Below are 18,015 nucleotides of genomic sequence, written 5' to 3' on the forward strand. Positions count from 1 at the left end.
GGTTTCAATCTAACAAATGTTTGTACTTTTCATAAATTAATTTCTTCTCTTTTTTCATTACAAGTATTGCGGCTATAGAATAACCTATTGCAACAAACCAATACAGGCTAAAAAAAGTTTTATACACGATAAGTTCATCGTAATACGGTAAAGGCAGCATTAGCATTAAATAAGGCAACCACATTTCTTGACCTAAATAGTCAATTCTGTCTAACTTTTTTTTATCCTCTTTTTTGATCTTTAAAAAAAACTGACTATAAACAAAGAGCCCCAGCACACTACTAATAAACAACACAATGAGCAGCGTTTCGTTTAAAAAATGTGTCATCGTATACATGCACAAAAAAACGATAATTGTAAGAGACAGTCTTTGGATTGACGTAAAAAAACCAATGGCTTCATCAATTGTTTTTCTTCGATAACTTTTATGAATAGCGCTTAACTTGCTTGCAATAAATTTTTTAATAAAGCCAATCTTATCAGAAAGGTATTGTGAAAGATTGCCATTACCATTTGCTTCAAAATCTAAAATTAAATGGTCTTTTAATTCAACTTTATCATCTTCAGATCCGAAACTGTATTTTTTTAGATATCGGTCCAAAAAGGCCAATTGTTTTTCTGTTATTTGATGTTTATCCTGCATAGCTCAATTATTCCAAACTCATTTTAGGGTTTACCAACTGTTGCATGGTTTTTAAAAATGTTTCCATTTCTAACAGTTTGTTTGCGGTTTCTTTGGTTCCGTGTTCTGTGAGTTTATAATATTTACGCAAACGGTTTCCAACCTTAGCAACCTCAACGGTTAACATGCCATCTGCTTCTAGTTTGTGCAAGGCAGGGTACAAGGCTCCTTCTGTGATTTTTAAGCCGCCCTTTGTTAACTCTTTTACTTTCTGAGTGATCTCATATCCATACATTTTATCATTTTGATCCAATAATTTTAAAATGATTGTTTGCAATGAGCCTTTGTATAATTTTTGATTCGCCATAGTCTTCTATTCTAATTAAGGAGCCTTTCTTCTTTTAAAATAAGCTACTTAAACCATTCAAATATATACATAATTTTCTTATGCATAAAAATCTTTGGTATTTTTTTATCAAATCTCTAACAAGGGGTTCGCAATTTGTTTGTTATTTTTGCACTTTAAAATTACTACATGTCAACATTTCATAAATTAACTGTACAAAAAATTATCAAAGAGACTTCTGATGCGGTTTCTATCATATTTGAAGTTCCTGATTCTTTAAAAGAAAGTTTTACTTTTTTAGCGGGTCAATACATCACCATAAAAAAAACAATCAACGGAAAAGAGATTCGAAGAGCTTATTCTATATGTAGCTCTCCAAATAGCAAGCAGCTTAAAGTGGCTGTTAAAGCCGTTGAGAAAGGTCAGTTTTCTGTCTATGCTACCACAAAATTAAAAGAAGGAGACCAATTAGAAGTTGCAGAACCTGAGGGTAAGTTTATTCTTAAACCAGAAGCCAATAAAAACTATATTGCCTTTGCTGCTGGAAGCGGAATAACTCCGGTTCTTTCTATGGTTAAAGTGGTTTTAGAAAACCAGCCTACTGCTAGTTTTACCTTGGTGTATGGAAACAAGTCTGCAGAGTCTACTATTTTTAAAAATGAATTAGAAGCACTTGCAGAAGCACACCCACAGTTTAAACTTCACTATGTATTTAGCAAAGCTTTAAGTGGCGACGCAATCTTTGGAAGAATAGACAAAGGAAACACCAACTATTTTGTAAAAAACACCTATAAAGATATTCGTTTTGATGCCGCTTTTTTATGTGGTCCAGAAGAAATGATTAACCTGGTTTCTGAAACGCTACAGGCTGCTCATATTGACAAGGAGAACATCTTCTTTGAGTTGTTTACTGCTAGTACAGAAGAAAACAATATAGCGATTCCTGATGGCAAAACAGAACTAACAGTGTTGTTGGATGATGAAACCACAACGTTTACTATGCAGATGACCGATGATATTTTGGCTGCAAGTTTGCGCAACAACCTAGACGCACCTTATTCATGTCAAGGTGGAGTTTGTAGTAGTTGTATTGCAAAAGTAACGGAAGGGAAAGCTGTAATGAGTAAAAATAGCATCTTAACAGATAGTGAATTGGAAGAGGGTTTTATACTCACTTGCCAAGCACACCCTACAACTCCAAGGGTAACTATAGACTTTGATGATGTTTAATCAGAAATCGTATCTTTAAAAAATGGATTTCTACGACATTAAAAACGCAATTCTCTTTGGCTTCTTTCTCTCTTTTATGATTGGGCCGGTTTTTTTTATGCTGATACAAACGAGTATCTTAAAAGGAGCACGAGCTGCTATTGCATTTAATGTGGGTGTTATTTTAGGAGACATCGCGTTTATAGTTATTGCATATTATGGAAGCAGGCATCTCTTAGAAGAAATTAAAGACGATCCTCGATTGTTTTTTATTGGCGGTCTTATCTTAGTTATCTACGGTCTAATTACTTTTTTTGACAAGGCAAGTAAAAAAGAATTAGAAGAAAGTAGTAGTGCTATTAAAATACCTTTAAGCAACAACTATTTAAAACTAGCTTTAAAAGGTTTTTTCTTAAACTTTATCAACATTGGTGTCTTGGCTTTTTGGCTAGGACTGATTGTTGTCATTGGCCCTGCTTTAGACATGAACCCTAGACATATCTTTTGGTATTTTACGCTTATTGTAGCAAGTTATTTTGTTACCGATTTAGGTAAGATTGTTCTGGCCAAGCAATTAAAAAACAAACTAACTCCTAAAGTAATCTACAAGATTAAAAGAACCATGGGGATTATGCTTATCATATTTGGTATTGGTCTCATGTTAAAAGGCTTTATTCCAAAAGATAAATTAAATATTGATACACTTATTGAAAAAGTAGACGAATAAAAAAAAGCCGCAGTTTGCGGCTTTTTTTTATTCGTTAAAGATTGCTCTTTACTCTTTTTTACCATTTGCAGTAAAAATTTCTCCCATTCCAGAAACGGCTCCTTCAAAATCTTTCCCTTTAAAGGTTCCTGTTAAACTGAAATCCAATCCTTGAGCTGCAAAGCCTGCCGAAAGTTTGTTGTTCCCTATTTTAAAGTTCTCTAAAGGAAGGTCTCCAAAAGTGGTGCTTAAAACACCTGTATAACTATTAGATTCGTCTTTAGAAATAATCATCTTTGCAGGAAGGTCACCCTGAGGAGTCCCTTTAATAACCATTGCCCAGTTCCCTACTAAAGGGTCTGCCTTTTTAACTGCAACGACTTTTTTTGAACTACTGCAACCAGTGGCAACAAAGAGCATAATCATCAATGAAATTTGTATCGCTTTTTTCATATTTATAAGAAATTAGTTAGTTTCAAAAACATTGTTTGATCTGTCTACATCTGCCATCATTTTAGAGGTGTCAATTTCTACCTTTTTTACAGCTTTAGAAGCAGCAAATGTATAGCTAGGGAAAGCCCATGGCCAGTCTGCAATTACTTTCGCTGAAGTTGGCTTGTTTCCTCTCATCATTCTTAAAGGAATGTTGAAATCTTCTGTAGAACCATCTACATAAGTTACAGTTACATCAACAGGCATTGGCATTTTTCCAACTCTATTTAAAGTTACTTTTGATCCTTCTACTTTTTCTACTCCGTAGTCAATTGTATGTGTGGTTTGAGCCCACTCGTTTAAATACCAATCCAACTCTAATCCAGATACTTTCTCAGCAGTTCTTTTGATATCGTTTGGTGTTGGGTGTTTAAAGCTAAAGTCTCTGTAGTATTTTTTAATTGTCTCTCTAACGTTCTCTTCACCAATTATATAGTTTAATTGAGATAAAAACATAGCTCCTTTGGTATAACTAGCAACACTGTATGCTGAATTAAGGTTATATCTATCAGCATGCGTAGTTAATGGCTCTTCTAATTTGCTTTTTACCAAATAAAAATAACCTCCATATCCACCTGCTGTTGGTCTACCATCTCCTTTTCTTAAAATTTTGTTTGATGCCAAAGCAGAAATATAGCTTGTAAAGCCTTCATCCATCCAAGGGTGTTTGCTTTCGTTACTTGCTAAGATTTGTTGAAACCAAGTATGAGCCATTTCGTGAAAAACTGTCCCAATTGGGCTTCTTCTATCACCTCCTGCAACAAAAGTACACATTGCGTATTCCATTCCTCCGTCTCCTGCTTGAATTACTGAATATTGTTTCCAAGGGTATGGACCAACATTTTCGCTAAAAAACTTCATCGCTTCTGCAGTTAAAGGCTGAATTGATTTCCAGTTTTTCTTATATTTTTCATCGTCTTTATAAAAGAAGTGTAGGTCTGGACCATTTTCCATTTTATAAATATCATGCACATAATTTGGATCTGCTGCCCAAGTAAAATCATGAACGCGATCTGCTTTAAAGTGCCATGCTAATTTTTTTCCTCTTTGAATATTTAATGGTTTTGATTTGTCTTCATAACCATGTCCAATTTCTTGTGGGTTTTGAAGATTTCCTGTTCCTCCTACAGTATATTCTTTATCAATATGAAGTGTTACATCAAAATCACCCCAAACACCTTGAAACTCTCTTGCTATATAAGGGTGTGCTTGCCATCCTTCAAAGTCATACTCAGCCATTTTAGGGTACCATTGTGCCATAGACATTGCAACTCCGTCTCCACTGTTTCTTCCAGCTCTACGAATATGAACAGGTAATTGACCGTCAAAAACCATATCAAAAGTTACTTTACTGTTTGGTTGAATTGGTTGATTTAAAGTTACCTCTAAAACGGTTCCTGCTACTTCATATTGAACAGCTTTTCCATTTTGTTTTAATGAGCTTACTTTTAAATATCCTATTTCATTAGGCTTCAATTTAGAAATTCTACTTTCTATAACTGGGTTTTCTCTTGTACCGCTTCTGTTTACCATTCTTCCATCTGGATCAGCAATACTCGTTAAACGTGCATTCATCTCACTATCTGGTTGAAAAGCATTATAATACAAATGGTAATAAACCTTGTTTAAAGCATCTGGTGAATTGTTGGTGTATATCAACCTTTGGGTACCTTTATATTGATAAGTTTCTACATCAACATCAACATTCATAGTGTAATCTACCTGTTGTTGCCAATAGCCTTTTGATCCTTGTGCTTGTGTAAGCATTGCAATCATTGCAAATGCAATAAATAATTTTTGTTTCATTCTAATTGTGTTTTTAATTATAGTCTTCAACTAAAAAGAGCTTTGGTAAATTTAATGCTCTTTTTTTTTATATACTAATTTTTTCAAATTACTTGCCATTCACCATTCTATCGGCCATTTTTAATGCGTTATATGCATTGACCACTCTACCAGTAACAGACAATTCAGAAAAAGGAACTTTTACTCCATTTGGATTTTGTTGAGATACAGACCCAGGTCTAATCACTTCTAAATCTATCTTTGTTCCAGAATTCATGATAATATGTTTTACTTGACTTGCTGTTAATTTTGGATAATATGAACGAATTAACGCAGCAACACCAGCGGTTGATGGAGCTGCCATAGAAGTACCATCAAAAAATTGATATTCATTTTCTGGTGTAGTAGAATAAATTTGAACCCCTGGAGCAAAAATATCCACATTCTTTTTTCCGTAGTTAGAAAAACTAGCGGCTAGATTTTCATCATAGGTAGCGCCCATCGCTCCAATTGTAATTACATTGTCAGAAATTTCTGTTTGTAAATCTTTAGAATCGTTTGGAAAGGTCTTTACCACATCAATGTCATCGCCATCATTTCCTGCAGCATTGACAATTAAAACATCTTTTTCTGCGGCATACTTAATGGCATCCCATACCCATTCTTTTTTTGGAGAATACCCTTTTCCAAAACTCATGTTGATTACTTTAGCGCCGTTGTCTACAGCATATCGAATAGCCAAAGCAACATCTTTGTCATATTCATCACCATCAGGGACTGTTCTTACAGCCATAATTTTTGCCATGTTGGCAACACCATTTATCCCTTTTCCGTTATTTCTTGTTGCTGCAATAATCCCAGAAACATGTGTTCCGTGTGCCTCATCTTTAATGCTTGGTCCAGTTTTATTATTTCCATATACGAGAACATCCATGGTGTTAGGGTCATCCCCTAAAACACTTCTATAGTTGGTTTTTAAATTAGATCCACTTAACAAAGCATCATTGTCTTCAACCAATTTTGACAACTCTTTAATGGCTTGACCAAGAGTGTTTAAACCAAAACCATACATTTGCTTAGCAATAGCAATACTTTGAGACAAAGCTGGGTCTTGTGTTTTAATTGCAAGAACCTCATCTTTTGTATAGGTTTTCTTTTTTAAGTGCGCAGCAATAGTGTTGTCTGCATAGGTTACTCCCTGTAACATTTGCTTTAGTCTTGCATTGGTCGTATTCGCAGTTCCTACTTTGTTATCGTGAGCTGCTTTAATTGCTTTATAGGTTGCTTCATCAACCAAACTAGGGTCTTTTAAAATTCTCTCTGACTCTGCATTTTCTTTGTAAATAGCACCTAAAAAATTCCAGCCATTTACATCATCAACAAAACCGTTTTTATCATCATCAAGGCCGTTTCCTGCAACCTCTTTTGGATTAACCCAAGCTACATCAACCAAATCTTCATGTAGTAAATCAGTTCCTGAGTCAACAACTCCTACAACAACGGTTTGTCCCTTTTTTCCTTTTAAAAAATCATAGGCTTTATTAACACTCATACCAGGAATGGTATCTGTAGCCAAATCTAAATGTCCCCAGGTTTGCGCTTGCTCTTTGGTTAGTGCACTTTTTTTAGCTACAATAGCAATACTGTTGTTTTCAGCCAAAGGCACAGGCAATGTTGCAGTTGATTTACAGCTTGCAAATCCAACAAAGGCAACTGCCAAAAAATAGAGGGGTTTGTATACTCTCATGTTCATTTATTTATCGTTTAATTATTTTTTTAGTATTAAAACAGGTCTGAAAATTGGAAAGTATCCTGTAAACGGACTCCCTTTTCTGTATGTGTTACGGTACACAATGTGTTATAAGCGTCATGCTCTAAAAATAGCAGGTAGTTGTTGTCTGCGGCTTCATTTAAAAACAATTCTTTTTCTTGAAGCGTAAGCAATGGCCTGGTATCATAGCCCATTACATAAGGCAGTGGTATATGGCCCACTGTAGGCAATAAATCAGCCATAAACACAAGGGTTTGATCACCGATACGCAGTTTGGGCAACATCTGCTTTTCTGTATGACCATCCATAAACAGTACTTCAAAACCAAGTTGATCAAAACCGTTTCCACGGACAAAGTTTAATTGACCGCTTTCTTCTATCGGATTGATGTTTTCTTTTAAAAATGAAGCTTTTTCTCTTGGATTTGGGTTGGTAGCCCACTGCCAATGGTTTTCGTTAGACCAAAATTTAGCGTTCTTAAACGCAGGTTCATAATGAGTTCTATTTGCATTCCATTGAATGGCACCACCACAATGATCAAAGTGTAAATGGGTTAAAAAAACATCCGTAATATCATCTCTGTGAAATCCGTGTTCTTTTAAAGATGCGTCTAGAGAAAAATCTCCGAACAAATCATAATAGCCAAAAAATTTGTCTGATTGTTTTGAGCCAAGCCCCGTATCAACAAGGATTAATCGCTCTTGATCTTCTATAAGCAAGCAACGCATACTCATAGAGATTAGGTTGTTAGCATCTGCAGGATTGGTTCTTTGCCAAAGACTTTTAGGTACCACGCCAAACATGGCTCCTCCGTCTAACTTAAAATTTCCGGTTTCAATAGGATAGATCTTCATAAAACAAAGATGCAGAAAATTCCTTAAATAGTACGTTAACAAAAACAAAAAAACGCTCCAGTATTTGGAGCGTTTTGTAGAGGTGTCGAGCGGATTCGAACCGCTGTAGATGGTGTTGCAGACCACTGCCTAGCCACTCGGCCACGACACCCTTAAGGTTTGCAAATTTACGCATTTTTACTTGTTGGGCAAGAATTTTTTATGCTTTCCTTTTTTTTGAAAAAATTACAGCCACCTCTGAGACGTTTCCTCCTATCGGAGGGTTTATTTTTGCAACACTAATTTTTACTTTAAGTACCATAGGAATCTCTATTAAAATTCGATCTATAATACGTTGTACAACCTGTTCTAGCAATTTAGATCGAATTGCCATTTCTTCTTTAACAATCTGATTTAATTGTACGTAATCTACTGTATCTACCAAATCATCTGTTTGTGCAGATTTCTTTAAATTGGCCTTGACTTTTACATCAACTCTATATGCAGATCCTATTTTTGCTTCTTCTTCTAGACAACCATGGTAGGCGTAAAGTTGAATGTTGTTTACCTTGATAATTCCCAAAACTTTTTGCGGTTTTAATATAAAAGAACAAAGATACTTTTATTCAATCAAATACAACAATCCCTTTTCTGGAAGAATCAACTATTAAATCTCTTGTTTTTTACCCCAAAAAAAATGAATTAAACATGCTTTTATTTCTGAATTACCCACGCAAACAAACATCAGAATGAAAGCCTTAAAAAAGAATTAAAAACTATTAATTTTTACGTAATTTTGCACTTCTATTTTAGTAGAAAAACACATGTCTGAAGAAAAAAAATCGCTCAATTTCTTAGAGCAAATTATTGAAGAAGATTTGGCAAATGGTTTGTCAAAAGACGCTCTGCGTTTTCGTTTTCCACCTGAGCCAAATGGCTATTTGCACATCGGCCACACCAAAGCTATTGGTATTAGTTTTGGATTGGGTGAAAGATACCAAGCACCTGTAAATTTGCGTTTTGATGATACCAATCCCGCAAAAGAAGAACAAGAATACGTCGATGCTATAAAAAAAGACATCGCTTGGTTAGGCTATCAATGGGCAAACGAGGTGTATTCTTCTGATTATTTTCAGCAGTTGTACGACTGGGCTGTTTTATTGATACAAAACGGAAAAGCCTATGTAGACAGTCAAAGTTCTGAGGATATGCGTATTCAAAAAGGAACGCCAACAGAACCTGGAGTTGATAGTCCATACAGAAATAGATCTATAGAAGAAAACTTGGAGTTGTTTCAAGGGATGAAAGAAGGAAAGTTTGAGGAAGGAGCCCATACGTTGCGTGCAAAAATAGATATGGCAAGTCCAAATATGCTTTTGCGTGATCCTTTGATGTACAGAATTATGTACAAAGAACATCACAGAACAGGCAACGATTGGTGTATTTATCCAATGTACGACTGGACCCACGGAGAAAGCGATTATATTGAACAAATATCTCATTCTTTGTGTTCTTTAGAGTTTAAACCTCATCGTGATTTATACGACTGGTTTAAAGAACAAGTCTATACGTTTAGTAAAAATGAATATCCTTTAATGCCTAAACAACGTGAGTTCTCAAGATTGAATTTGAGCTATACCATTATGAGTAAGCGCAAGCTCTTAAAACTGGTAGAAGAAAATATAGTAAGCGGTTGGGATGACCCAAGAATGCCTACCATATCTGGATTGAGAAGACGTGGTTACACTCCTAATTCTATTCGAAATTTTATAGAAACTGTTGGGGTATCAAAAAGAGAAAACGTTATTGATGTTGCTTTATTGGAGTTTAAAATCCGTGAGGATTTAAACAAATCAGCCAACAGAGTAATGGCTGTTTTAGACCCAGTAAAAATAATTATTGACAACTATCCCGAAGGAAAAGAAGAAATTCTAATCGCAGAAAACAATCAAGAAGATGAAGGCGCTGGTTTTAGAGAGGTTCCATTTTCTAGAGAAATATATATTGAGCGAGAAGATTTTAGAGAAGAGGCAAATAAAAAATTCTTTAGACTTAAATTAGGAAAAGAAGTCCGTTTAAAAAATGCTTATTTTATTACAGCTACTAGCTGTGAAAAAGATGAAAATGGAGAAATTACGGTGATTCATTGTACTTATGATCCTTTAACAAAATCAGGAAGCGGAACCGAAGAAAGCAAACGTAAAGTAAAAGGAACACTGCATTGGGTGTCTGTTAAACACGCCGTAAAAGCAGAAGTAAGAGCTTATGATCGTTTGTTCTTAACAGAAGCTCCAGACGCTCAAAAGGATAAAGATTTTATGGAGTTTATTAACCCTAACTCTTTAGAAATTATCAATGCTTATGTTGAACCAAGTTTGCAGACTTCAGCCATTGGAGAACGCTTTCAATTTCAACGATTGGGTTATTTTAATGTTGATGACGACAGCAGCGCAGAAAAACTAGTCTTTAACAAGATTGTAGGTTTGCGTGATACCTGGTCAAACAAGCAATAAGTTTATTAAAAAAGGAGCGTTTAAAAACGCTCCTTTTTTTGTGTTTTAAAATGCTGTTTGGCATAAAATTCCTCCCATCAGAGCGATTGTAATAATCCAATAGCCCGAGTTGATTAGCACATATTTAATGCTTTTTCTTTCAAACATAGCATTGGTCGCCATTACTGGCATCACTAATAACAATCCAATCATACTGCCGTGTAATGCTCCATGGCCAAAGGTTCTAAATCGATCTCCATACTGATTCATAAAATCTTGAAAATAGGTATATGCTTCACCTGTTTGTTCTGTAAAACCGGGTTCACCCATTAGCGTTGACTGAACACCAAATTGGTGTATCACTAGAGTTTGCAATAAAAAAGCCATCAGAAAACTCAAGACATAGCAACCGATAAAAATAAGCGCCATGTTTGCTCCTTTTAAAGATTCTTCTGTAAAGCCTAGCTCTTTCATCCATGCTTTTTGGAAGAGCATTGGTCCGTACCAGATAAAACCCATTATCAGAGGCATAAGGGCTGCAACAGCTGTTGTGAGTAGATTAAATTCCATAATTTTAACGTTTTGATTATACTCAAATATAAAAATAACTTTTTGGTATTTAATTCATTAACCCAAAAAATCCGAGAATTAAATTCTCGGATTTTTCTAAATATCTTATAACGTTATAAAGCTGTCAATAGCTTGGAACTGGTCTCTAATCTAAAAATGAATCGTCTTTTGTCAATTGAATTGTCAGCGATTTAGCAATGGCTTCTAGCTCAAAAACAAACTCTCTTTTGTTTACAGATGGCGCATAGGTAAATCCTTCTACCACTAAAACTCGATTGTTTTCTTTATCAATGATTGTATAATTTAAGAAAGGTCCAGCCATAAAATCGTTCTTTACTTCCCACTTTCCTCTAGTTTCAAATGCCTTTCTTCCAGAAATGTTTGCAGGGTAGGTAACTGGAGTATAGGCAGCTTCTGTAATCATATACATGCCTTCTCTTGAACCTGGAATGTATTTTTTACCAATAGAATCTCTAACGGCTAAAATTTGTTTTTCTACGATACTCTCATCTTGTAATGGAAGTGAGTACACCAAAATGTTATTGGTACCATCTCCTTTGGCAATACCGCTTAGCAAGTGCTGACGCAACCACAAAAAATCACCGGTATCATCAACCGTTCGGTAACTATTTGGAATGGTTAAAGAAATTCCTAACTTACTGATGGTTTTAAACTTAGAATCGTCTAATTTTTCTTTACTAAAATAGCTTTGAAGTACTTGGATTTCAGAATCTTTAAAAATTTTGATAATCTGTTTTTCATACTTCTTTAACTGGTTTAACAAGCCTTGTTGATCTTTTGCAGTCACATAAATCAAGGTTTGAGGCTCTGCATATAGGTTGTTTTTGACAGCAAACCCTTCTTTGTCTCCTTCTTCAATAACTAGAACATTTCTTGATTTATTCATAACACCTCCAAAACCCTTTGGAGAAACTTGCCCTACAGAAAAAATAGTTTCTGGCTGTGGCAAACCTACCAATGGTTTTCCAATAAAATCTCTTAATTCATCACCCAGCTCTCCTAGCCAATGACTACTCTTCATAACCACTAAAATTTTATTGGTTTTCCCTATAGATCCACTTAAAACAAAAGACTCTTGAGCGTTTTTACATGAAGTTATAAGAAGAAGTACAGCAATAAAAGTGAATACTTTTTTCATTATCTAATTATTTAGTTTTATTATTATTTACAAATACTGTTCCGTTTTAACAATTTTTGAAATATTTTTTTAGCTAGAGTTTTTTTGGATAGATACTCAGTGTTTGTCCTATTCTTAATTGAGCATTTTTAAGCCTGTTCCAAGTTTTAATATCACTCACTCGAACACCAAACTTTTTTGCAATTTTACCTAGATAATCCCCTTTTTGAACCTTGTACAGCAAGCGCTTATCCATTTCAAAATACTTAGGCAATGGCTTCTCTCTTTTTGCAGCGTCTTGGGTAGCCAACTCATAAAGTTGTTTTTCTTTTGCTAGAAAATCTATGGTTGATTTTTTAGGAATGGTTAACACATGTTCTTTGTCTTTAATATAAGGAATGATGTCTAATTTATACGATGGATTTAAAAACTCTAACATCTCTGCTTCTATCCCTGTAACCTCGTTAATTTGATCAAAAGATACTGTCTTTTTTATATGAATAGTGTCGGTTTCAAAATGCATAATTGGAATCCCTACAGGAGCTAAGTTGTGTTCTTTTGCATATTCAAAAATGTACATAGTAGCGTAAAAAGCTGGCACATAACCCGCAGTTTCTCTAGGTAAATAAGGACGAATATTCCAATAATTTTTATAGCCTCCTGATCTTTTTATCGCTTTAGAAACATTCCCTGGACCTGAATTGTATGCTGCCAATGCTAGATCCCAATCCCCAAAAATTGTATAGAGATCACTAAGGTATCTACAAGCTGCGATGGTTGCCTTTATAGGGTCTTGTCTATCATCCACATAAGAGCTAATTCTTAAGCCATATTGTTTTCCTGTGAGGTACATAAACTGCCACAAGCCTCTTGCTCCGGCTCTAGAAACAGCTCTCGGATTTAAAGTTGACTCTACTATGGCAAGATATTTCATCTCTAATGGAATATCATAGGCTTCTAAATACTTTTCAAACATTGGAAAATAATACTCGGCTTTTGCCATTAAGCTCGGGTAGTATTTTTTTCGGTACGTTAAATAGGATTTTATTTCTTTTTCTAAGGCTGGATTATAAGCCAAATGAAAAGGCGTTTTTTCATCTAATCGCTGAAGTCTTTCTTTAAGAACTTCTGTAGGTATTGCAATAGTGCTTAAGTTTTTAGCCTCATCTGGACTAATCACATATTGAACAGAGTCAAACAGCGGAGATTTGTACTTGGCCTCTAAGAGCAAACTGTCTATTGTAGCCAACTCTTTATCTGTAAATAAAGGTGTTGTAGTATTTGCAAGAAGCTGATCTTTGTATAAACTATCAACTGGTTTTTGTTGGGCAAGCATACTAAAACTGCACAAAGTAAAATATAAAAGGGCTATTTTTTTCATTTTTAAAGTGCTAATTCTACAACAATTGGACAATGATCAGAATGCTTTGCTTCTGGCAAAATATACGCTCTCTCTATTTGTTCTTTTAAGGGGTCTGCAACCATACAGTAATCTATACGCCATCCTTTGTTATTAGCTCTTGCGTTTGCTCTATAGCTCCACCATGAATAGTGATTTGGCTCTTTGTTTAAATATCTAAAACTATCTATAAAGCCACTATCTATAAAACTGCCAATCCACTGACGTTCTTCTGGTAAAAACCCAGAAACGCCCTTCATTTTTGGGTTGTGAATGTCAATTTCTTCATGACAAATATTATAATCACCACAGATAACCAAATTGGGAATCTCTTGTTTTAATTGATTTATATAGTCCTGGAATTGATCCATATAGTTAAACTTAAAATCAAGGCGATCACTGTTGGTTCCTGATGGCAAGTATAAACTCATAACAGAAACCTCATCAAAATCTACACGTAGGTTTCTACCTTCAAAATCCATTGATGCTATTCCGGTACCATAGGCAACGTGTTTAGGCTCTTCCTTACATAAAATAGCCACAGACGAGTAGCCTTTTTTTTCTGCAGAAAACCAATAATGATAAGGATAACCGGCTGCTTCAAACTCAGAAAGGTCTAACTGTTCTTTGTGGGCTTTTGTTTCTTGCAAACAGAGTACATCTGGGTTTGCGACTGTTAACCAATCAAAAAAACCTTTTTTTAATGCGGCTCTAATACCATTGACGTTGTAAGAAATTATCTTCATGCTAAACTTCTAAGAAAATTGGGTTTTTTAAGAAAATCCAAGTGATTTGTGTCTTCTCTCCTGTTTGTGTTTGAATGCGTTTTTTTCTTGGTGATAAAAAAACAGCTATAGCGGCAGCAATTGCGGCTCTTAACATTCCGTTTTCTATTCCAACAACAATATCAAGAAAAAAAATTAAAATAAACGTGATAATAAAAATCACTAAAAATGATCTTTTTGCTAGATATTCCATCTTAAAATTTCATTTCTGGAACCTCACCATCAATAACTAAGGTAGCTTCTGTAGCTTTTTGAATCTCTTCTATTGAAACTCCTGGAGCTCTTTCTAACAAGTGAAAAGCACCGTTCTTAATTTCGAGTACTGCTAGGTTTGTCACCACTTTTTTTACACAACCTACACCTGTTAATGGCAGCGTACATTGTTTTAGTATTTTAGATTCTCCTTTTTTATTGGTATGCATCATGGCAACAATAATATTCTCAGCAGAAGCAACCAAATCCATTGCTCCTCCCATACCTTTTACCATTCTATTAGGAATCTTCCAGTTGGCGATATCTCCATTTTCTGCAACTTCCATAGCTCCTAATACCGTTAATTGTACATGTTGACCTCGAATCATTGCAAAGCTCATTGCAGAATCAAATAATGAACCTCCGTTTAAAATTGTTACTGTTTGCTTTCCGGCATTAATCAAATCAGCATCTTCAGTTCCTTCAATTGGAAACGGTCCCATACCCAACAAACCATTTTCTGACTGAAATTCTACTTCAATACCTTTTGGAATATAGTTTGCAACTAAGGTCGGAATTCCGATTCCTAAGTTTACATACCATTTATCTTGTATTTCTTGCGCTATTCTTTGCGCGATCTGTTCTTTATTTAAAGCCATTTTCTAAGATTTAGGAGTTACCGTACGTTGTTCAATTCTCTTTTCATAATCTTTCCCTTGAAAAATACGTTGTACAAAAATACCTGGGGTATGAATTTGGTTAGGATCTAACTCTCCAACTTCTACCAATTCTTCAACCTCTGCAACTGTTATTTTTCCTGCCATCGCCATCATTGGATTAAAATTACGAGCAGTTCCTTTAAAAATTAAGTTCCCTGCAGTATCTCCTTTCCAAGCTTTTACAAAGGCAAAATCTGGATCAAATGCTTGTTCTAGCACATACATTTTACCATTAAACTCTCTGGTTTCTTTTCCTTCTGCTACTTCGGTTCCATAACCTGCTGGCGTATAAAATGCTGGTATTCCAGCACCGGTTGCTCTACAACGCTCTGCTAAAGTCCCTTGAGGAATTAAATCTACTTCCAGCTCTCCCGATAACATTTGTCTTTCAAACTCATCATTTTCTCCCACATAAGAAGAAATCATTTTTTTAATTTGACGCTTGTGTAATAACAAGCCTAATCCAAAATCATCAACACCAGCATTGTTAGAAATACAAGTTAATTCTGTGGTTCCTAATCGGACAAGTTCTGTAATACAATTCTCTGGAATTCCGCAAAGACCAAAACCACCTAACATAAATGTCATTCCGTTCTCAACTCCATCCAAAGCTTCTGTTACGTTTTTTACTACTTTATTTATCATTTTTATGGGATTAAAAATCTATATCTCCTTTTTTAATAACCGGTTTGTCGGTCTCTTCTTTATCCTTGTTTACAGGTGTATCTCCACAATCTAATCGAATAGAAATAGGATCTTCTGGTTTTTCAAAATCATCTTTACTGATGTTTAATGAAGGGTCTGCATAACACTTTCTCATAAAAATAGCCCAAGACGGTAAGGACATGGTAGCCCCCTGACCTTGAGTTATGTATTTAAAATGAATGGCATTATCTTCTCCTCCTGTCCAAACTCCAGTTGCCAAATTAGGAACAACCCCCATAAACCAACCATCTGTATGGTTTTGTGTGGTTCCTGTTTTTCCTGCAATTGGATTGTCAAAGCCATAAGGATATCCGGTAACAAAGCCCGGTCTAGCAGAAGTTGTTCTCAATCGAATACCTGAGCCAGCAGTGGTTACACCTTTTAACAAATCTAAAACCACATAGGCAGATTCTTCACTTAACACTTCTTTGGTTTGTGGAGTAAACTGATCTAAAACAGTTCCGTTTTTATCTTCTATACGCATCAACATCATCGGCTCTACACGCAGTCCTTTATTGGCAAACATGCCATAAGCACTTACCATTTCGAATAAAGACAACTCGACAGTACCTAAAGCTATGGATGGTGCTTCTGGGATACCTCTGGTTGCTCCAGTTGCTGTTTTTGCTAAGTTGGCCACATTTCTTGGCCCAACCATATCAATCAATCGTGCAGAAAGAACATTCACCGATTTGGCCAATCCTTCCTTTAAGCTGATTACTCCTCCGTATTCATCACCAGAATTTTTAGGTGTCCAAGGCTCTGGAATACCATATTTTCCTTTGGGAATTGTATATGGTATGTTTGGATACGTATCGCAAGGAGATAGCTTTAATTGATTGATTGCGGTAGCATATACAAAAGGCTTAAAGGTAGAACCTACTTGTCTTCTTCCTTGTTCTACGTGATCGTATTTAAAGTGTTTATTATTGATACCTCCAACCCATGCTTTAATATGACCTGTTTGTGGCTCCATCGATAACAAACCAGAATGTAAAAAATACTTGTAGTATCTAATAGAATCTGCTGGAGACATTAGGGTATCTTGATCGCCTTTCCATGAAAAAATTCTCATTTGTCTTTTGCGCTTAAAAGATGCTCTAATCTCTTTTTCAGAAACTCCATTTGACTTCATATTTCTCCAACGGTCAGAGTTTTTCATGGCCCGTTCTAAAATCATAGTAATTTGATCAGATTCTAAATCGTAAAAAGGAGCTGTTCTGTTGCTCTTTTGTTCCTTAAAGAAATAATCTTGAAGATTGCCAATATGTTCTTTAACCGCTTCTTCTGCATACTGCTGCATTCTTGAGTCAATGGTTACATAAATCTTTAAACCATCTCGGTAAATATCGTAGGTTTCTCCATTTGGTTTTGGATTTGCTTTTACCCAACCTTTTAAATAATCACGTAAATGCTCTCTAAAGTAGGTGGCATACCCATCACTATGACTTTCTGGAGTATAATTAATCTCTAAAGGAAGTGCTTGCAAAGAATCTTTTTCTTGTTCTGTTATAAATCCATTTTTAGACAATTGGGAAAAAACAACATTTCTTCTCTGAAAAGATTTGTTTTTAGAAATCTCTCTATTCGGGTTGTATTGTCGAGGGTTTTTTAACATAGCAACCAAAACAGCAGACTCTTCAATTTTTAACTCGAGAGGCTCCTTACCAAAATAAATTCGTGAGGCAGAACGAATTCCTACCGCATTAAAAATAAAATCTTGTGTGTTCAAATACATCGCAATAATTTCTTCTTTGGTGTATTGACGCTCTAACTTAATAGAAACAACCCATTCTTTTATTTTTTGAATAATTCTTTTGGCTGTATTTCCAGATGCTCTTTTAGTAAATAGGTTTTTTGCCAATTGTTGTGTAATGGTACTCGCTCCTCCGCCTTTTCCAAGTTTTACAACTGCTCGAGCTAAACCTCTAAAATCAATTCCAGAGTGATCAAAAAATCGCTCATCCTCAGTTGCGATCAAAGCGTTAACTAGATTGTCTGGCAAATCATTAAAACGGATCGGCTTTCTGTTTTCTATGGCATAAGTACCCAGCGTTTTTCCATCCGAAGAAATAATTTCTGATGCCAAATTATTTTCTGGGTTCTCCAATTCTTCAAAAGTAGGCAAATCCCCAAATACTCCCCATGAAGCAAGTAAAAATAAAAGTAAAATTGAGGCAAATCCTCCTGCACAAAGCAGCCAAAACCACTTGATGTATTTTTTAAAATTTGGTGTTGTTTTCTCTGTCAT

At 35.3% G+C, this 18,015-nt stretch carries 18 protein-coding genes and 1 tRNA gene; 3 read left to right on the top strand and 16 right to left on the bottom strand.

From position 1 onward, the window contains the following. Positions 1-4: 4 nt before the first annotated feature. Together WHC90_RS07840 and WHC90_RS07845 are read right to left on the bottom strand one after the other, a co-directional pair. Positions 5-643 (bottom strand): hypothetical protein, encoded by a 639-nt coding sequence (locus WHC90_RS07840; protein WP_188597924.1) that lies wholly within the window; start codon positions 641-643, stop codon positions 5-7. 7 nt (positions 644-650) lie between these two features. Beyond that, positions 651-989 (bottom strand): PadR family transcriptional regulator, encoded by a 339-nt coding sequence (locus WHC90_RS07845; protein ID WP_188597925.1) that lies wholly within the window; start codon positions 987-989, stop codon positions 651-653. Between the two features lie 168 nt (positions 990-1,157). Between WHC90_RS07845 and WHC90_RS07850 the strand changes: the two genes are divergently transcribed. Next, on the top strand, positions 1,158-2,198 hold the full coding sequence (locus tag WHC90_RS07850) for a 2Fe-2S iron-sulfur cluster-binding protein (protein ID WP_188597926.1): 1,041 nt from the start codon (positions 1,158-1,160) through the stop codon (positions 2,196-2,198). A gap of 22 nt (positions 2,199-2,220) precedes the next feature. Continuing rightward, positions 2,221-2,904 (top strand): LysE family translocator, encoded by a 684-nt coding sequence (locus tag WHC90_RS07855; protein WP_188597927.1) that lies wholly within the window; start codon positions 2,221-2,223, stop codon positions 2,902-2,904. Positions 2,905-2,952: 48 nt separating this feature from the next. On the opposite strand, the gene WHC90_RS07860 is transcribed toward WHC90_RS07855, so the two are convergent. The 6 genes from WHC90_RS07860 to folB form a co-directional block, all read right to left on the bottom strand. Next, on the bottom strand, positions 2,953-3,336 hold the full coding sequence (locus WHC90_RS07860) for a hypothetical protein (protein ID WP_188597928.1): 384 nt from the start codon (positions 3,334-3,336) through the stop codon (positions 2,953-2,955). 12 nt (positions 3,337-3,348) lie between these two features. Beyond that, positions 3,349-5,181 carry a M1 family metallopeptidase gene (locus WHC90_RS07865; RefSeq protein ID WP_188597929.1) on the bottom strand — a complete coding sequence of 611 codons (1,833 nt, stop codon included), beginning with the start codon at positions 5,179-5,181 and terminating at the stop codon, positions 3,349-3,351. An 88-nt stretch (positions 5,182-5,269) separates the two neighbouring features. Then, positions 5,270-6,913 (bottom strand): S8 family peptidase, encoded by a 1,644-nt coding sequence (locus tag WHC90_RS07870; protein WP_229664890.1) that lies wholly within the window; start codon positions 6,911-6,913, stop codon positions 5,270-5,272. Positions 6,914-6,942: 29 nt separating this feature from the next. Next, positions 6,943-7,785, bottom strand: a complete 843-nt coding sequence (locus WHC90_RS07875; RefSeq protein WP_188597930.1) for an MBL fold metallo-hydrolase — start codon at positions 7,783-7,785, stop codon at positions 6,943-6,945. Between the two features lie 80 nt (positions 7,786-7,865). Then, positions 7,866-7,936, bottom strand: a tRNA-Cys gene (locus WHC90_RS07880). Between the two features lie 48 nt (positions 7,937-7,984). Then, a complete protein-coding gene (gene folB / locus WHC90_RS07885) occupies positions 7,985-8,347 on the bottom strand; it encodes a dihydroneopterin aldolase (RefSeq protein ID WP_188597931.1) in 363 nt (120 codons plus the stop codon). Between the two features lie 241 nt (positions 8,348-8,588). Between folB and WHC90_RS07890 the strand changes: the two genes are divergently transcribed. Then, positions 8,589-10,277, top strand: coding sequence for a glutamine--tRNA ligase/YqeY domain fusion protein (locus tag WHC90_RS07890; RefSeq protein WP_188597932.1), 1,689 nt, complete (start codon positions 8,589-8,591; stop codon positions 10,275-10,277). Between the two features lie 45 nt (positions 10,278-10,322). Here WHC90_RS07890 and WHC90_RS07895 read toward each other — a convergent pair whose 3' ends face one another. From WHC90_RS07895 to WHC90_RS07930, 8 genes are all read right to left on the bottom strand, one after another. Beyond that, complete coding sequence (locus tag WHC90_RS07895; protein WP_188597933.1) at positions 10,323-10,826, bottom strand: DUF1761 domain-containing protein; 504 nt, start codon at positions 10,824-10,826, stop codon at positions 10,323-10,325. Positions 10,827-10,971: 145 nt separating this feature from the next. Continuing rightward, positions 10,972-11,985 (bottom strand): DUF4837 family protein, encoded by a 1,014-nt coding sequence (locus WHC90_RS07900; RefSeq protein WP_188597934.1) that lies wholly within the window; start codon positions 11,983-11,985, stop codon positions 10,972-10,974. A gap of 73 nt (positions 11,986-12,058) precedes the next feature. Continuing rightward, entirely contained in the window at positions 12,059-13,345 is a 1,287-nt protein-coding gene (locus tag WHC90_RS07905; RefSeq protein WP_188597935.1) for a lytic transglycosylase domain-containing protein, read from the bottom strand. Between the two features lie 2 nt (positions 13,346-13,347). Further along, positions 13,348-14,109 (bottom strand): exodeoxyribonuclease III, encoded by a 762-nt coding sequence (locus tag WHC90_RS07910; protein ID WP_188597936.1) that lies wholly within the window; start codon positions 14,107-14,109, stop codon positions 13,348-13,350. A 1-nt stretch (position 14,110) separates the two neighbouring features. Next, complete coding sequence (locus WHC90_RS07915) at positions 14,111-14,341, bottom strand: hypothetical protein (RefSeq protein ID WP_188597937.1); 231 nt, start codon at positions 14,339-14,341, stop codon at positions 14,111-14,113. A gap of 1 nt (position 14,342) precedes the next feature. Then, on the bottom strand, positions 14,343-14,999 hold the full coding sequence (locus WHC90_RS07920) for a 3-oxoacid CoA-transferase subunit B (protein ID WP_188597938.1): 657 nt from the start codon (positions 14,997-14,999) through the stop codon (positions 14,343-14,345). A gap of 3 nt (positions 15,000-15,002) precedes the next feature. Further along, positions 15,003-15,704: a CoA transferase subunit A gene (locus WHC90_RS07925; RefSeq protein ID WP_188597939.1), complete on the bottom strand. Its 702-nt coding sequence runs from the start codon at positions 15,702-15,704 to the stop codon at positions 15,003-15,005. Positions 15,705-15,714: 10 nt separating this feature from the next. Then, the gene (locus WHC90_RS07930; RefSeq protein ID WP_188597940.1) at positions 15,715-18,015 is read right to left on the bottom strand and encodes a penicillin-binding protein 1A; all 2,301 of its coding nucleotides are present in this window, start codon (positions 18,013-18,015) and stop codon (positions 15,715-15,717) included.

It is taken from the genome of Polaribacter pacificus, assembly GCF_038024035.1.
Lineage (GTDB): Bacteria > Bacteroidota > Bacteroidia > Flavobacteriales > Flavobacteriaceae > Polaribacter > Polaribacter pacificus.

Bases quoted from the DNA above. Each gene is read 5' to 3' on its own strand.
- WHC90_RS07840 (WP_188597924.1), bottom strand. From the start codon at position 643: ATGCAGGATAAACATCAAATAACAGAAAAACAATTGGCCTTTTTGGAC.
- WHC90_RS07845 (WP_188597925.1), bottom strand. From the start codon at position 989: ATGGCGAATCAAAAATTATACAAAGGCTCATTGCAAACAATCATTTTA.
- WHC90_RS07850 (WP_188597926.1), top strand. From the start codon at position 1,158: ATGTCAACATTTCATAAATTAACTGTACAAAAAATTATCAAAGAGACT.
- WHC90_RS07855 (WP_188597927.1), top strand. From the start codon at position 2,221: ATGGATTTCTACGACATTAAAAACGCAATTCTCTTTGGCTTCTTTCTC.
- WHC90_RS07860 (WP_188597928.1), bottom strand. From the start codon at position 3,336: ATGAAAAAAGCGATACAAATTTCATTGATGATTATGCTCTTTGTTGCC.
- WHC90_RS07865 (WP_188597929.1), bottom strand. From the start codon at position 5,181: ATGAAACAAAAATTATTTATTGCATTTGCAATGATTGCAATGCTTACA.
- WHC90_RS07870 (WP_229664890.1), bottom strand. From the start codon at position 6,913: ATGAACATGAGAGTATACAAACCCCTCTATTTTTTGGCAGTTGCCTTT.
- WHC90_RS07875 (WP_188597930.1), bottom strand. From the start codon at position 7,785: ATGAAGATCTATCCTATTGAAACCGGAAATTTTAAGTTAGACGGAGGA.
- WHC90_RS07890 (WP_188597932.1), top strand. From the start codon at position 8,589: ATGTCTGAAGAAAAAAAATCGCTCAATTTCTTAGAGCAAATTATTGAA.
- WHC90_RS07895 (WP_188597933.1), bottom strand. From the start codon at position 10,826: ATGGAATTTAATCTACTCACAACAGCTGTTGCAGCCCTTATGCCTCTG.
- WHC90_RS07900 (WP_188597934.1), bottom strand. From the start codon at position 11,985: ATGAAAAAAGTATTCACTTTTATTGCTGTACTTCTTCTTATAACTTCA.
- WHC90_RS07905 (WP_188597935.1), bottom strand. From the start codon at position 13,345: ATGAAAAAAATAGCCCTTTTATATTTTACTTTGTGCAGTTTTAGTATG.
- WHC90_RS07910 (WP_188597936.1), bottom strand. From the start codon at position 14,109: ATGAAGATAATTTCTTACAACGTCAATGGTATTAGAGCCGCATTAAAA.
- WHC90_RS07915 (WP_188597937.1), bottom strand. From the start codon at position 14,341: ATGGAATATCTAGCAAAAAGATCATTTTTAGTGATTTTTATTATCACG.
- WHC90_RS07920 (WP_188597938.1), bottom strand. From the start codon at position 14,999: ATGGCTTTAAATAAAGAACAGATCGCGCAAAGAATAGCGCAAGAAATA.
- WHC90_RS07925 (WP_188597939.1), bottom strand. From the start codon at position 15,704: ATGATAAATAAAGTAGTAAAAAACGTAACAGAAGCTTTGGATGGAGTT.
- WHC90_RS07930 (WP_188597940.1), bottom strand. From the start codon at position 18,015: ATGACAGAGAAAACAACACCAAATTTTAAAAAATACATCAAGTGGTTT.